Annotated in this window: 12 protein-coding genes; 7 read left to right on the top strand and 5 right to left on the bottom strand. The window is 73.2% G+C overall.

The window, feature by feature from the left end; genetic code table 11:
• Positions 1–82 precede the first annotated feature (82 nt).
• From QE370_RS00515 to QE370_RS00495, 5 genes are read left to right on the top strand one after another with little or no spacing between them, the layout of a single operon-like run.
• Positions 83–1,321: an extracellular solute-binding protein gene (locus QE370_RS00515; protein WP_309633031.1), complete on the top strand. Its 1,239-nt coding sequence runs from the start codon at positions 83–85 to the stop codon at positions 1,319–1,321.
• Positions 1,318–2,334, top strand: coding sequence for an ABC transporter permease subunit (locus QE370_RS00510; protein ID WP_309633030.1), 1,017 nt, complete (start codon positions 1,318–1,320; stop codon positions 2,332–2,334). The genes QE370_RS00515 and QE370_RS00510 overlap by 4 nt, the downstream gene beginning before the upstream one ends.
• Positions 2,331–3,299: a hypothetical protein gene (locus tag QE370_RS00505; RefSeq protein WP_253023791.1), complete on the top strand. Its 969-nt coding sequence runs from the start codon at positions 2,331–2,333 to the stop codon at positions 3,297–3,299. The genes QE370_RS00510 and QE370_RS00505 overlap by 4 nt, the downstream gene beginning before the upstream one ends.
• Positions 3,296–4,507: an ABC transporter ATP-binding protein gene (locus tag QE370_RS00500; RefSeq protein WP_309633029.1), complete on the top strand. Its 1,212-nt coding sequence runs from the start codon at positions 3,296–3,298 to the stop codon at positions 4,505–4,507. Before QE370_RS00505 ends, QE370_RS00500 begins: the two co-directional genes overlap by 4 nt.
• Positions 4,504–5,850 carry a DUF2079 domain-containing protein gene (locus QE370_RS00495; protein ID WP_309633028.1) on the top strand — a complete coding sequence of 449 codons (1,347 nt, stop codon included), beginning with the start codon at positions 4,504–4,506 and terminating at the stop codon, positions 5,848–5,850. Before QE370_RS00500 ends, QE370_RS00495 begins: the two co-directional genes overlap by 4 nt.
• Positions 5,851–6,001: 151 nt before the next feature.
• Here the strand turns inward: QE370_RS00495 and QE370_RS00490 are convergent, their stop codons facing one another.
• The 3 genes from QE370_RS00490 to QE370_RS00480 form a co-directional block, all read right to left on the bottom strand.
• Positions 6,002–7,399, bottom strand: coding sequence for a class II fumarate hydratase (locus QE370_RS00490; RefSeq protein ID WP_309633027.1), 1,398 nt, complete (start codon positions 7,397–7,399; stop codon positions 6,002–6,004).
• A gap of 154 nt (positions 7,400–7,553) precedes the next feature.
• The gene (locus QE370_RS00485; protein ID WP_309633026.1) at positions 7,554–9,254 is read right to left on the bottom strand and encodes a fumarate hydratase; all 1,701 of its coding nucleotides are present in this window, start codon (positions 9,252–9,254) and stop codon (positions 7,554–7,556) included.
• Between the two features lie 22 nt (positions 9,255–9,276).
• Entirely contained in the window at positions 9,277–9,900 is a 624-nt protein-coding gene (locus QE370_RS00480) for a methyltransferase domain-containing protein (RefSeq protein WP_309633025.1), read from the bottom strand.
• A gap of 108 nt (positions 9,901–10,008) precedes the next feature.
• Between QE370_RS00480 and QE370_RS00475 the strand changes: the two genes are divergently transcribed.
• A complete protein-coding gene (locus QE370_RS00475) occupies positions 10,009–10,365 on the top strand; it encodes a VOC family protein (RefSeq protein WP_253023797.1) in 357 nt (118 codons plus the stop codon).
• 79 nt (positions 10,366–10,444) lie between these two features.
• Here the strand turns inward: QE370_RS00475 and QE370_RS00470 are convergent, their stop codons facing one another.
• A complete protein-coding gene (locus QE370_RS00470; RefSeq protein WP_309633024.1) occupies positions 10,445–11,344 on the bottom strand; it encodes an alpha/beta hydrolase in 900 nt (299 codons plus the stop codon).
• Positions 11,345–11,409: 65 nt separating this feature from the next.
• Between QE370_RS00470 and QE370_RS00465 the strand changes: the two genes are divergently transcribed.
• Positions 11,410–12,018, top strand: coding sequence for a GrpB family protein (locus QE370_RS00465; protein WP_309633023.1), 609 nt, complete (start codon positions 11,410–11,412; stop codon positions 12,016–12,018).
• 9 nt (positions 12,019–12,027) lie between these two features.
• Here QE370_RS00465 and QE370_RS00460 read toward each other — a convergent pair whose 3' ends face one another.
• Positions 12,028–12,774 carry a class I SAM-dependent methyltransferase gene (locus QE370_RS00460; RefSeq protein ID WP_309633022.1) on the bottom strand — a complete coding sequence of 249 codons (747 nt, stop codon included), beginning with the start codon at positions 12,772–12,774 and terminating at the stop codon, positions 12,028–12,030.
• Positions 12,775–12,788: the final 14 nt, after the last annotated feature.

Raw genomic sequence — 12,788 nt, 5'->3', positions numbered from 1 at the left:
CCGCCCGGAGGCGGACGCGGACACCGCGTGCCGGACGTCGCAACGACGTCCGGCACGCGGTCTGCTGTGGCAGAGTGACCCCGTGACCAGGAGGGGCGTGTCCGCGGCGTTCGTCGCTGCCTCGATGCTGCTCGCGGCCGCCTGCGGCGGGTCACCCGACGAGAGCGCCGTCGACGACGTGCCCGTGCTCCACTGGTACGTCGGCCCCGAGCGAGCCGACGTCGAGGCGCTCGCGCAGACCTGCAGCGAGGGCTCGGGCGGCGACTACCGCATCGAGGTGGAGCGGCTGCCCGACGACGCCGAGGAGCGGCACGCGACGCTGATGCGACGGCTGCTCGCCAAGGACGACTCGATCGACCTGTTCAGCATGGACACCGCGTGGAGCGCGGAGATGGCGGCCGCGCAGGTGCTCGCGCCCGTCCCGGAGGACCTCAAGACGCCCTTCGCGCAGGACGTCGCGCCGGCCGCGCTGCGCTCGGTGACGGTCGACGGCCTGGTCGTCGCCGCACCCTGGACCTTCGACCCCTGGCTGCTGTGGTGGCGGGGCAACACGGCCGAGCGGGCCGGGCTCGACACGACCGAGCCGGTGTCGTGGGACGACCTGCTCACGGGTGCCGAGCGCACCGGGCGCCAGGTGCTGGTCGACGACCCCGACGGCGAGGGCCTGCCGGCGTGGGTGGACGCGCTCGTCGCCGGTGCGGGGGGCACCCTGCTGAAGGGCGGTGGACGCAGCCCGGAGGTGGGTCTGGACACCGCGGCCGGTCGTACGGCCGCCCGCATCGTGGGCCGGTTGGGCCGGTCCGGCCTCGGCGCCGACCCGTCGGCCGACGCTGCGGAGGGGCTCGCCCGTCGCGGCGGGTTCGTGCTCGCCCCCACTTCCTTCGTCTCCGACCCCGCCGTCGCCCCCGTGGCCAGCGACCTGCAGTGGGCGGCGTTCCCGGAGGTCGACGGCACGGCTGCGGCCCCGAGCACCGGTGTCGCGCTGGCGGTGCCGCTGTTCGCGCCCGACACGTCGCTCTCGTACGAGGCGATCTCCTGCCTGACGTCCGACGACCTCCTCGCCTCCGTCATGACCGGCTCGGGGCACAGCGCAGCGCGGCTGAGCGCGTACGACCTCGATGCCGTGAAGGCCGGGTACCCGCTCGCGGACGTCACCCGTCCGGCCGTCGACACGGCCGTCACGCTGCCGTCCACGCCGTACTGGATGCAGGCCCGCGCCGCGCTGGTGCAGACCTGGACCCCGATCTCGTCGGTCGGGTCGGCCACTCCACGTCGCTCGCAGGCCGCGGTCCGCGACGCCGTCGCCGGGAGGCTGCCGTGAGCGCCGAGCGCCCCGAGGACCCCGAGAACCCTGAGAACTCTGGGCGCTCTGGGCACCCTGGGCAGCCGGACCAGGCCGACGTGGTCGAGGCGTCGACGGCCGTCACGGTGGACGACGAGCACGACCTCGCCCCGATCGGCCCGGCGCCCACGCGGCGTCGGCGCCGTCGGCGTGCGGCGGCGTCGCCCGGACGTCGCCGCTCGGGCTGGCCGCTGCTGGCGCCGACGGTGCTGGTCCTCGCGGCCCTGACGCTCTGGCCGCTCGGGCTCCTGCTCTGGACCTCCCTGCGCCGCTCGTCGAGCACCGTCGGCGACGACACCTTCGTCGGCCTCGACAACCTGACGGGTCTGCTCGGCGACCGCGCGTGGTGGGTCGCCGTCTCGGTGACCCTGCTGCTCGTCGTGGTCGCCGTCGTCCTGCAGCTGGTCCTCGCCTCCGTCGTGGCGGCCAGCATCCGCCGACTCCGCCTGCCGCTGGCCGTGGTGTCGGTCCTGCTGCTCGCACCGTTCGCGCTGCTGCCCGTCGTGACGGCCTCGGTGTGGCGCGACGCCGTCACCTCGGGTGTCGGTCCCGCGTGGTTCGGCTACGACGGCGGGTCGAGCGCGGCGGCGGCGTTCGCCGTGGTGTCGGCCGAGGTGTGGCGCGGCACGGGCGTGACGGCAGTGATCCTGCTCGTCGGACTGACGCGGGTCGACCGTCGGCTCATCGACTCGGCCGTGGCCGACGGTGCCACCTCGTGGCAGCGACTCCTGCGCGTCACCTGGCCCGCCGCTGCGCCGGCCGTGGCGGTCGCCGTCCTGTACCGCGCGACGGACGCGCTCCGGGCGCTGGAGGGTCCGCTGCTCGCGGCGCCCTCCGGCGGGGTGCGCACCGTGCCCGTGCTGACGTGGGAGACGACGTTCGAGAGCTTCGAACGAGGTCTCGGAGCAGCCTCCGGCGTGCTGCTGCTGGTGCTGGCGGGCGTCGTGGCGGCCGTCCTCGTCGCCGTCCTCCGACCGGGGAGGCGGGCATGAACCCCACCGTCCGCTCCCGGCTGTGGGCCGCTGGCACCGCGTTCGTCGTCGGCTTCGTGCTGGCCAACGTCGGCGTCCTCGTCGTCACGGGCGCCGACCGCTGGCTCTGGGTCGCCGTCGCGGCCGTCCTCATGGGCACGGGCGCCGTCGGCGTGCTCGTCGCCGACACGCGTCGTCGGCTGTCGCTCTGGGCGGTTCTCGGGCTCGAGCTGGCCGTGGTCGGCACCGTCGCGCCTCTGTGGTGGACCGCGGCCGTCGCCCTCACCCCGTCGGGCACGACGGCGACGTCGATGCTGCCGTCGAGCCCGCGCTGGTCCGTCCTCGGCGACGCTCTGCGGCGCGACGACGTGCGCGAGGCCGCGCTGACCAGCGTCGTCGTCGCCACCGCGGCCACCGTCGTCGCCATGCTCGTCGCCGTGCCGGCGGCGTACGCACTGGCGCGTCGTCGGGTGCGCGGCGGGCGGGCGGTGCCCGTCGTCGTGGTGGGGGTCCTGCTCCTGCCCCTGGTCGCGTTCGCCGGACCGTGGTCGGACACGGCCGACGCCCTCGGTCTGCTCGGCTCCCGCTGGGCGGTCGCACCCGTCCTGCTGCTCGTCGCCGTGCCACTGGCCGTGTTCCTCAGCATCCCCGTCCTGCGCGACGCCCCGTGGTCGCTGCGCGACTCGATCCGCAGCGACGGCGCCGACCGTCGGCAGGAGCTGCGCGCGTTCGCCGTGCCGGTGCTGCTGCCCGACCTGCTCGTCGTCGGCGCGCTCGTGTGGGTGCTGTCGGCCCAGGACGTGGTGCTCGGGGCCGCCCTCGGGCCCACGCCCGACGCCCGCACGCTGCCCGCCACCCTGCTGCTCGGCCAGGTGCCGCCCGCGCAGGCCGCGGCGGTCGGACTGCTGTGGCTGCTGCCCGTGATCGTCCTCGTCGCGGTCGCGCCCCGCCGCGTCCGCCGCCTGATCGGAAGGGACCACCCATGACCTCGATGGAGCTGAGGGGCGTGCGCCTGGACGCCCTCGACGGCACGCCGCTGCTCGACGGGCTCGACCTCGTGGTGCCCGACGGCAGCACGACCGCGCTCTGCGGCCCGGCCGGTGCCGGCAAGTCGGCCGTGCTCCGGGTGCTCGTGGGCCTGGAGGAGCAGACCGAGGGCGACGTGCTGCTCGACGACATCGTCGTCAACGCGGTCGGTCCGCGCGACCGCGACCTCGCGCTCGTGCTCCAGGACTACGTGCTCCACCCCCACCTCGACGTCCACGACAACCTGGCCTTCGCCACCCGGCTGCGCCGCGGGCACGACAAGGTGGCGCTCGCGGAACGGATCGACGAGGTCGCCGCCTTCCTCGCGCTCGACTCGCTCCTCGACGCCAAGCCCGCCGAGCTCGAGCCGGCGCAGCGTCAGCGCGTCGCCATCGGCCGTGCGCTCGTGCGCGACGCCCTGGGCTACCTCTTCGACGACCCGTTCAGCGCGCAGGCCGACCGGGTGCGCACCCACGTCCGCTCGGTCACCCTGCAGTGGCAGCGCGACGAGGGTCGGACGTCGCTGTTCACGACGTCGCGCCCCGACGAGGCGCTCACCCTCGCCGACCGCGTGGCCGTCATGCACCGCGGCGTCGTCCACCAGACGGGGACGCCCGACGAGGTCTATGCCGACCCGGCCGACCTCTTCGTCGCCGCCTTCCTCGGACAGCCCGCGATGAACCTGCTGCCGGCCTCCGTGGAGGACGACCGTCTCGTGACGCCGGTCCTGAGCATCCCGCTCGACGCCGCGTCGCGGCAGGCCCTGGGCGAGCGCAGCCACGTCGTCGTGGGGGTGCGCCCCGAGCACTGCGAGGAGGCGGCTCCCGCTGCCGCTGCGGCCCCGACCGACGCACCCCTGACCGCCGGAGCGATCGCGGCCCAGGCCGAGGCCGAGAGCAAGGTCGAGGTCGTCGGAGAGGTCGACGACGTCGAGTGGCGCGGAGGCACGCAGCTCGTCTACGTCGGCTACGACCTCGACGACGACGTCCAGGCGATGCTCGAGGACGTCGAGGACGAGCTCGACTTCGACCTCTTCCAGAACTTCTTCGTCGCCGAGCTGCCGGCAGCCGACCGCCGCCGGGCGGGCGACACGGTGGGCCTGGCCGTTCCGCGGTCGCAGGTGCTCGTGTTCGACGTCGCGACCGGCGCGCGCCTGCGCACGTCGTGACCGCGCGCCTCGGGGCCGTCGCGCGCTCCCTCCCGTTCCTCTGGGCCCTGCTGTGCACGGCCGCCTACACGACGCTGTCGCTGCTGCGGTTCCGCCGCTTCGACCCCACCTCCTGGGACAACGCGATCTTCGAGCAGGCGATCCGCGGCTACGCGCACCTCGGGCTGCCGATCGTCGACATCAAGGGTCCGGGCTTCAACATCCTCGGCGACCACTTCTCGCCGATCACGGCGCTCGTGGCGCCGTTCTACCGGCTGTGGCCGTCGGCGCAGACCCTGCTCGTCGCGCAGGCTGTCCTGATCGGGCTGTCGGTGCTGGTGGTCTCCCGGCTCGCGGTGCGGCACGCCGGTCCGTGGGCGGGGGCGATGCTCTCCGTCGCCTACGGCATCTCCTTCGGCATCTCCTCGGCCGTGCAGTCGGACTTCCACGAGGTCGCGTTCGGCGCCCCGCTGCTCGCGCTGGCCGGCTCGGCGTACCTCGACCGCCGGTGGAACGCCGTCGTCGGCTGGTCGTTGCCGCTCCTGCTCGTCAAGGAGGACATGGGCGCCACGGTGCTCGTCATCGGGCTCGTGCTGATGCTCGCCGGCGAGCGTCGCCGCGGCACCCTGCTCGCGGCGGCGGGCGTGGTCGGTGCGGCGCTCGTCGTGCTCGTCGTGCTGCCGTCGGTGAACCCCGGCGGCGTCTACGACTACGCGTCCAGCGTCGGGGGAGACCGCGGCGTGGTCGCGACCCTCTTCGACGAGCCGGGTCGCAAGGCCCTCACGGTGCTGGTGACGCTCGCGGTGACGGGTCTCGCGGCGCTCGGTTCGCCCTGGGTCCTGCTCGTCCTGCCGACGTTCGCCTGGCGCTTCGTCGGCGACAACCCGTACTACTGGGGCACCGACTGGCACTACTCGCTGCTCCTCATGCCGATCGTGTTCGTCGCGGCCGTCGACACCATGCGGCGCTACCCGCCCGTGCGGTGGACGGCGGTGCCCGCCCTCGTCGTGTCGCTCGCCCTGCTCCCGTCGACGCCGCTGTGGGCGCTGATCCAGGGGGAGACGTACGAGGTGCCCGACCGGGCAGCGGTCGCGCAGCGGGTGGTCGACATGGTTCCCGAGGGCGCGTCGGTCGTGACCGACATCGGCGTCATCACCCACCTCGCCACGGACCACGACGTGTACTGGCTCGGCACGGTCGGCACCGCCCCGCTCCCCGAGGGCGACCCGAACTACGTCCTCCTCGACCAGTGGGCCGGCGTCGGCTCGCCCCCGGACGCCCGCACCTGGGCCGAGCAGACCTTCGGCGGCACGTGGGTGACGGTCTGGGACGCCGACGGCTACCAGCTCGCCCGCCGCGCCTGAGCGCTGCGTCGCTGGAGTCGGCCTGCGCCGGTCCGTTGCCGGGTGGTCTCGCTCCGTCGCGGCTACGCCCCCACTGCGACGGCTCCATCGCAGCCGCGGCGTTCGTTCCTCACGCGCGGCGCCTACTCGACCAGCGGGAACCCTTCGCTGGTCAGGGGTGGGTCATGCTCATGACGTCGAGGGCGGCGTCGAGCTCGGCCTCGGTGAGGTCGCCGCGCTCGACGTAGCCGTCCTCGACCACGACCTCGCGGATCGTCTTGCGCTCCTTGACGGCCTTCTTGGCCACCTTCGCGGCGTTCTCGTAGCCGATGTGGCGGTTGAGGGGCGTCACGACCGAGGGGCTCGACTCCGCCAGCTCGAGGCAGCGCTCGACGTTGGCGGTGATGCCGTCGACGCACCGGTCGGCGAGCACGCGCGACGTGTTGCCGAGCAGCCGGATCGACTCCAGGACGTTGCGGCCGATGACCGGCAGCTGGACGTTCAGCTCGAACGACCCCGACGCGCCGGCGTAGGTGATGGTCGCGTCGTTGCCGATGACCTGCGCGCAGACCATGAGCGTCGCCTCCGGCAGGACGGGGTTCACCTTGCCGGGCATGATGCTCGACCCGGGCTGCAGGTCGGGCAGGTTGATCTCGCCCAGGCCGGTGCGCGGCCCCGAGCCCATCCAGCGCAGGTCGTTGCAGATCTTCGTGAGGCTGACCGCGACCGTGCGCAGCGCACCGGACAGCTCGACGATCCCGTCGCGCGCGCCCTGTGCCTCGAAGTGGTCGGTGGCCTCGGTGATCGGCAGGCCGGTGTCGGCGGCGAGGATCTCGATGACGCGCTGCGGGAAGCCGGAAGGCGTGTTGATGCCGGTGCCGACGGCCGTGCCGCCGAGCGGGACCTCGGCCGCCGACGGCAGCGCACGCTCGACGCGGGCGATGCCCTTGCGCACCTGCGCGGCGTACCCGGCGAACTCCTGGCCGAGCGTCACGGGCGTGGCGTCCATCAGGTGCGTGCGGCCCGACTTGACGACCTCGGCGAACTCCTCGGCCTTGCGCTCGAGCGACTGCGCGAGGTGGTCGAGGTCGGGCAGCAGCTGGTTGACGGTGGAGGCGGTGGCGGCCACGTGGATCGACGTCGGGAACACGTCGTTGCTCGACTGCGACGCGTTGACGTGGTCGTTCGGGTGCACGTCGCGACCGAGCGAGCGGGTCGCGAGCGTGGCGATGACCTCGTTGGTGTTCATGTTGCTCGACGTGCCGGAGCCGGTCTGGAAGACGTCGATGGGGAAGTGCGCGTCGTGGGCGCCGGTCGCCACCTCCTGCGCGGCCGCGACGATCGCGTCGGCGAGGTCGCCGTCGAGGATGCCGAGCTCGGCGTTCGCGCGGGCGCAGGCGGCCTTGATCTGCGCGAGCGCCTTGATCTGGGCCGGCTCGATCGGGGTGCCGGAGATGGGGAAGTTCTCGACCGCGCGCTGCGTCTGGGCCCGCCAGAGAGCGTCGGCAGGGACCCTCACCTCGCCCATGGTGTCGTGCTCGATGCGCCAGGCCGTGTCGTTCTCGCTCATGCCCCCACGCTAGCGCGAGCCGGCCGGACGGCGACCCGGCCGCCCACCCGCTGAGCGTGACGTTCGCGGGCCGGATCCGGGCCATCCACCCCGCGAACGTCACGCTCAGCGGGGTGGAGGGGGGAGGTCGCGCAGGGGGAGGGGCGGCGCGGGGCTACTCGGCTGAGCGCACCCGCAGGCCGGTGACGGGCACGGTGACCGTGCCGGACGGGTCGGTGAAGAAGTCGTTGCCCTTGTCGTCGACGACGATGAACGCCGGGAAGTCCTCGACCTCGATCCGCCAGACCGCCTCCATGCCGAGCTCGGGGTACTCGATGACCTCCTGGCTGCGGATGCAGTCCTGCGCGAGGCGCGCGGCGGGACCGCCGATCGAGCCGAGGTAGAAGCCGCCGTAGGCGCCGCACGCTTCGGTGACCTGCTTGCTGCGGTTGCCCTTGGCGAGCATGACCAGCGACCCGCCCGCCTCCTGGAAGCGCCGCACGTAGGAGTCCATGCGGCCGGCGGTGGTGGGCCCGAACGAGCCCGACGCCATGCCCTCGGGCGTCTTGGCCGGTCCGGCGTAGTAGACGGGGTGGTCCTTGAGGTACTGCGGCATCGGCTCGCCGGCCTCGAGCCGCTCGGCGATCTTGGCGTGGGCGATGTCGCGGGCGACGACGAGCGGGCCGGTGAGCGACAGCCGCGTCTTGACCGGGTACTGCGACAGCTGCGCCCGGATCTCGTCCATCGGCCGGGTCAGGTCGACCTGCACGACCTCGCCGCCGCTGATGTCCTCGGCCGTGCCGGCGTCGGGCATGTACTGCGCGGGGTCGGTCTCGAGCTGCTCGAGGAACACTCCCTCGGGCGTGATCTTCGCGCGCGCCTGACGGTCGGCCGAGCACGACACCGCGATCGCCACCGGGCACGACGCACCGTGGCGCGGCAGGCGCACGACGCGGACGTCGTGGCAGAAGTACTTGCCGCCGAACTGGGCGCCGATGCCGAAGGACTGGGTGAGCTCGAAGACCTGCTGCTCGAGCTCGAGGTCGCGGAACCCGTGCGCGCTCATCGAGCCCTCCGTGGGCAGCTCGTCGAGGTAGTGCGCGGAGGCGTACTTGGCGGTCTTGAGGGCGAACTCCGCCGACGTGCCGCCGATGACGACGGCCAGGTGGTACGGCGGGCACGCCGCGGTGCCGAGGCCCTTGATCTTCTCGTCGAGGAACTCCAGCAGCCGCTTCGGGTTGAGGATCGCCTTCGTCTCCTGGTAGAGGAAGGACTTGTTGGCCGACCCGCCACCCTTGGCCATGAAGAGGAACGAGTACTCCGGCGTCGGCTTGGTGCCGGGGGCGGAGTAGAGCTCGATCTGGGCCGGCAGATTGGTGCCGGTGTTCTTCTCCTCGTAGGTGGTGAGCGGCGCGAGCTGGCTGTAGCGCAGGTTGAGCTGCGTGTACGCGTCGTGCACACCGCGACTGATGGCCTCGGCGTCGTCGGCGCCCGTGAGCACGCCCTCGGACTTCTTGCCCATGACGATGGCGGTGCCGGTGTCCTGGCACATGGGCAGCACGCCGCCGGCGGAGATGTTGACGTTCTTCAGCAGGTCGAGCGCGACGAAGCGGTCGTTGCCCGACGCCTCGGGGTCGTCGATGATCTTCCGGAGCTGTGCGAGGTGCGCGGGCCGCAGGTAGTGGCTGATGTCGTGCATCGCCTCGGCCGTGAGCCGGCGCAGCGCCTCGGGCTCGACGTGCAGGAAGGTGCGGGTGCTGCCGTCGGGGAGCACGACCTCGGAGGTCGAGACGCCCTCGGTCGTGACGAGGCGGTACGGGGTCTCGTCAGGACCCGTCGGGAGCAGGTCGGAGTACAGGAAGTCTGCGTCGGCCACGGGCAGACGATAGCGTCCGCGCTCAGCGCGCGCGGCCGGTCAGCACCCAGTAGTGCTCGGAGCGTCCCTGGAGGTCGACGGGGACGGCGACCGCCCCGACGTCGTCGAGCAGGCCCGCGAGCCGTGCGCGCAGGGGCGCGGAGTCGGCCATCGACCACACGGCCAGGGTCCCGCCGGGCCGCAGCACGCGGGCGGCGTCGGCGAGACCGTCGGCGGCGTAGACGGCGGCGTTCGTCTCGTGCACGAGGAAGTCGGGGCCGTTGTCGACGTCGAGCAGGACGGCGTCGAGGGAGGCGTCGGGCTGGGCGGCGACGACGTCGCGCACGTCGCCGACCTCGACCGTGCAGCGCGGGTCGTCGAGGACGGACGGGCCGGCTCCGGCTCCGGCGCGCACGGCAGCGACGACGTCGGCGTGCAGCTCGGCGACCACCAGGCGCTCGACGTCGCCGGCCAGGAGCGCCTGGGCCGTGTAGCCCAGGCCGAGCCCGCCGACGAGCACCTCGCGGGCGCCGAGGTCGAGGACGAGGTCGGCCAGGAGCCGCTCGCTGGAGGTCTCGACGTCGTCCATGACGAACACGCCGTTGACCCGCAGCTCCGTGGCCCCGTCGGCCCGGACCCGCACCACCACCTCGCCTGGTTCGTCCACGTCAGGACCCTAGCCAGTCCCCACGATTCGGAACACCATCGCCCGTTCCGGGCAGGAGAACGGGCGACGACGTGCCGAAACGTCGGGGGAGAGGCATAGCGTCGGGTCATGGCACACACCCACCACGGCATCGACTACATCGAGATCCCGGCACCCGACCTCGCCGCCGCGCAGCAGTTCTACGGCGGCGCGTTCGGCTGGCGCTTCACCGACTACGGACCGGACTACGTCGGCATCCAGCGTGTCGAGGGGGAGGGCGAGGCGGGCGGCCTCGACCCCACCGGCACGCCGTCGACCACCGGGCCCCTCGTCCAGCTCTGGTCCGCCGACCTCGAGGCCACGCGCGACGCCGTCGTCGAGGCCGGGGGCACGGTCGTCGACGACGTGTTCGCGTTCCCCGGCGGCCGCCGCTTCCACTTCACCGACCCCGCGGGCAATCGGCTCGGCGTCTGGAGCGACGCCTAGTCCCCACGATTCGGGACGTCATCGCCCGTTTCTTCGCCCGGAACGGGCGATGACGTTCCGAAACGGGGGGAAGGCGTGGTCAGGCGTGCTGGGCGCGCTCGACGGTGCGGACGATGGCCTCGACGATCTGGTCGTAGAGCTGGCTCGGCAGGTCGTGGGCCATGCCCTCGATCTCGACGTGCTCGGAGCCCCGGAGCGCCGCGGCCGTCGCCTTGCCGCCGGACCGGTGGACCAGCGGGTCGCGCGTGCCGTGGATGACGGTGGCGGGGACGTCGAGCCTGGCCAGGTCGGCCGTGCGGTCGGGCTGGGTCAGGATCGCCATCACCTGCCGCGTCACGCCGCCCGCCGACCAGCCGCGGTCGTAGGTCTCGTAGGCCCGGTCGCGCGCGAACTCGGGGTCGGTCGGGTAGTCCGGCGACGCGATCATCTGCGTGCCCCGCAGCGACCGCTCCACGTACTCGTCGCGCGTGTGGCCGGCCTTGCTGAGCAGGGCGGGCAGCAGCTTGGGATTCTGGTAGCCGACGGTGCGCCGGCCCGTGGTCGACATGATCGACACCAGCGAGCGCACCCGCTCGGGGTGCGCCACGGCCATCGTCTGCGCGATCATGCCGCCCATCGAGACGCCCACGACGTGCGCGGCGTCGATCTCGAGGTGGTCCAGCAGCCCGAAGGCGTCGTCGGCGAGGTCGCCGATCGTGTACGGCGGCGTGGTGAGGCCGACCAGCGCCTTCGCGAGGTCGATCCGGCTCACGCGGTGCTGGCGCAGCTTGGTGGAACGGCCGGTGTCGCGGTTGTCGTAGCGCACCACGAACAGGCCGCGGGCGACGAGCTGCTCGCAGAACGCCACGTCCCACCAGCCCATCGGGCCGCCGAGGCCCATGACCAGCAGCACGGGAGGGTCGGTGGGGTCGCCGAACGTCTCGTAGCAGAGGTCGATGCCCGACGGCAGGTGCGCGAACTGTTCTCCGGAGCCGGCCATGCAGGTGATGGTACGAGGAGTCGGGGGCTGGGGCAGGCCGGACGAGACCGGATACGGTCGTCGACATGGCCACGCCCGAGGAGATCGTGCGGTTCGACGACGTCGAGCCGCCGCCCGGTGCGTCGCCGTGGGTCCACGGGGCCGGACCCGGACGCGACGTCGTCGTGGTCGATCCCGACCCGGCCTGGACGGAGCAGGCGGCTTGGCTCGTCGACACCGTGGGGACGGCGCTCGGCGGGGCTGCCGTGAGCGTCGAGCACGTCGGGTCGACGTCGGTGCCGGGCCTCGCGGCCAAGCCGCTGCTCGACCTGCTGCTCGTGGTGCCCGACCCTGACGACGAGGGCGCCTACGTGCCGGCGCTCGAGGCGCAGGGCTTCCGGCACGTCGTCCGTGAGCCCTGGTGGGAGGGCCACCGGCTGCTGCGCCACCACGACCCGCGCACGAACCTGCACGTCTTCCACGCGGACGGGGCGGAGGTCGCGCGCATGCGGATGTTCCGCGACTGGCTGCGCACCCACCCGGACGACCGTGACCTCTACGCCGACGCCAAGCGCGCCGCGTCGGCCGCGGCGCGCGACGCCGGCGAGCACGTCATGCAGTACAACGCCCGCAAGCAGGACGTGGTGCGTGCGATCCACGCCCGCATGTTCGCGGCGCTCGGGTACCCCGTCTGACGCCCGCGCTCAGGCAGGTCTGCGGAACAGCGCGGTGAGGAGGAACGCCTCGCCGAAGCGACCCGTGCTGCGCTGCTCGCGCATGGGGCGGACGTCGACGGGCTCGAGGTCGTCGAAGATCCACCGCAGGTCGTCGGCCGTGAACGCGATCCCGCCCTCGAGCCCGCCTCGCAGGTAGAGCTGCTCGTCGGGGGCGCCCGTGCCCATGAGGCCGTCGTGGAAGCACACGACACCGAACCAGCCCCCGGGTGCGAGCACGCGGTCGAGCAGGCGACGGTACGCGACGCGCCGGTGCGGCGGCAGGTGGTGCAGGCAGCCCGAGTCGTAGACGAGGTCGTAGGGCCCGGCGAGCTCCTCGCCGACGCCGCCGAAGGCGTCGCCCACGTGGTAGCGCGGCGCCGCGTCGGCGTGGGCCTCCTGCTCCCGCGCCCACGCGACCGCGGTCGCCGAGAGGTCGACGGCATCGACCTCGGCGCCGACGGACATCAGGTAGCGCGCGTTGCGGCCCGTTCCGCAGCCGAGGTCGAGGGCGTGTCGTGGCCGCACCTCGCCCGACTCGACCCAGGCGGCCAGGTTCTCGTCAGGGGCGTCGACGAAGAACGGCACGGGTCGGGAGCGGTCGGTGTAGAAGTCGTCCCACCAGGCCGCGCCGGCGCCGTCGGTCCAGCGGTCGGCGGTCGACGTGAACAGGTCGTCCATGAGCGCGAGCACGTCGTCGACGCTGCGCACGTGCCGCGCCCGTGGTCGCTCCTGCACCTCGTCCCCCGACG

This window comes from Aeromicrobium sp. SORGH_AS_0981 (genome assembly GCF_031453195.1).
Taxonomy (GTDB): Bacteria; Actinomycetota; Actinomycetes; order Propionibacteriales; family Nocardioidaceae; genus Aeromicrobium.
The sequence above is the reverse complement of the archived record's forward strand: the minus strand, read 5'-3'. Positions and strand labels throughout refer to the sequence as shown.

Bases quoted from the DNA above. Each gene is read 5' to 3' on its own strand.
- QE370_RS00505 (WP_253023791.1), top strand. From the start codon at position 2,331: ATGAACCCCACCGTCCGCTCCCGGCTGTGGGCCGCTGGCACCGCGTTC.
- QE370_RS00500 (WP_309633029.1), top strand. From the start codon at position 3,296: ATGACCTCGATGGAGCTGAGGGGCGTGCGCCTGGACGCCCTCGACGGC.
- QE370_RS00490 (WP_309633027.1), bottom strand. From the start codon at position 7,399: ATGAGCGAGAACGACACGGCCTGGCGCATCGAGCACGACACCATGGGC.
- QE370_RS00475 (WP_253023797.1), top strand. From the start codon at position 10,009: ATGGCACACACCCACCACGGCATCGACTACATCGAGATCCCGGCACCC.
- QE370_RS00470 (WP_309633024.1), bottom strand. From the start codon at position 11,344: ATGGCCGGCTCCGGAGAACAGTTCGCGCACCTGCCGTCGGGCATCGAC.
- QE370_RS00465 (WP_309633023.1), top strand. From the start codon at position 11,410: ATGGCCACGCCCGAGGAGATCGTGCGGTTCGACGACGTCGAGCCGCCG.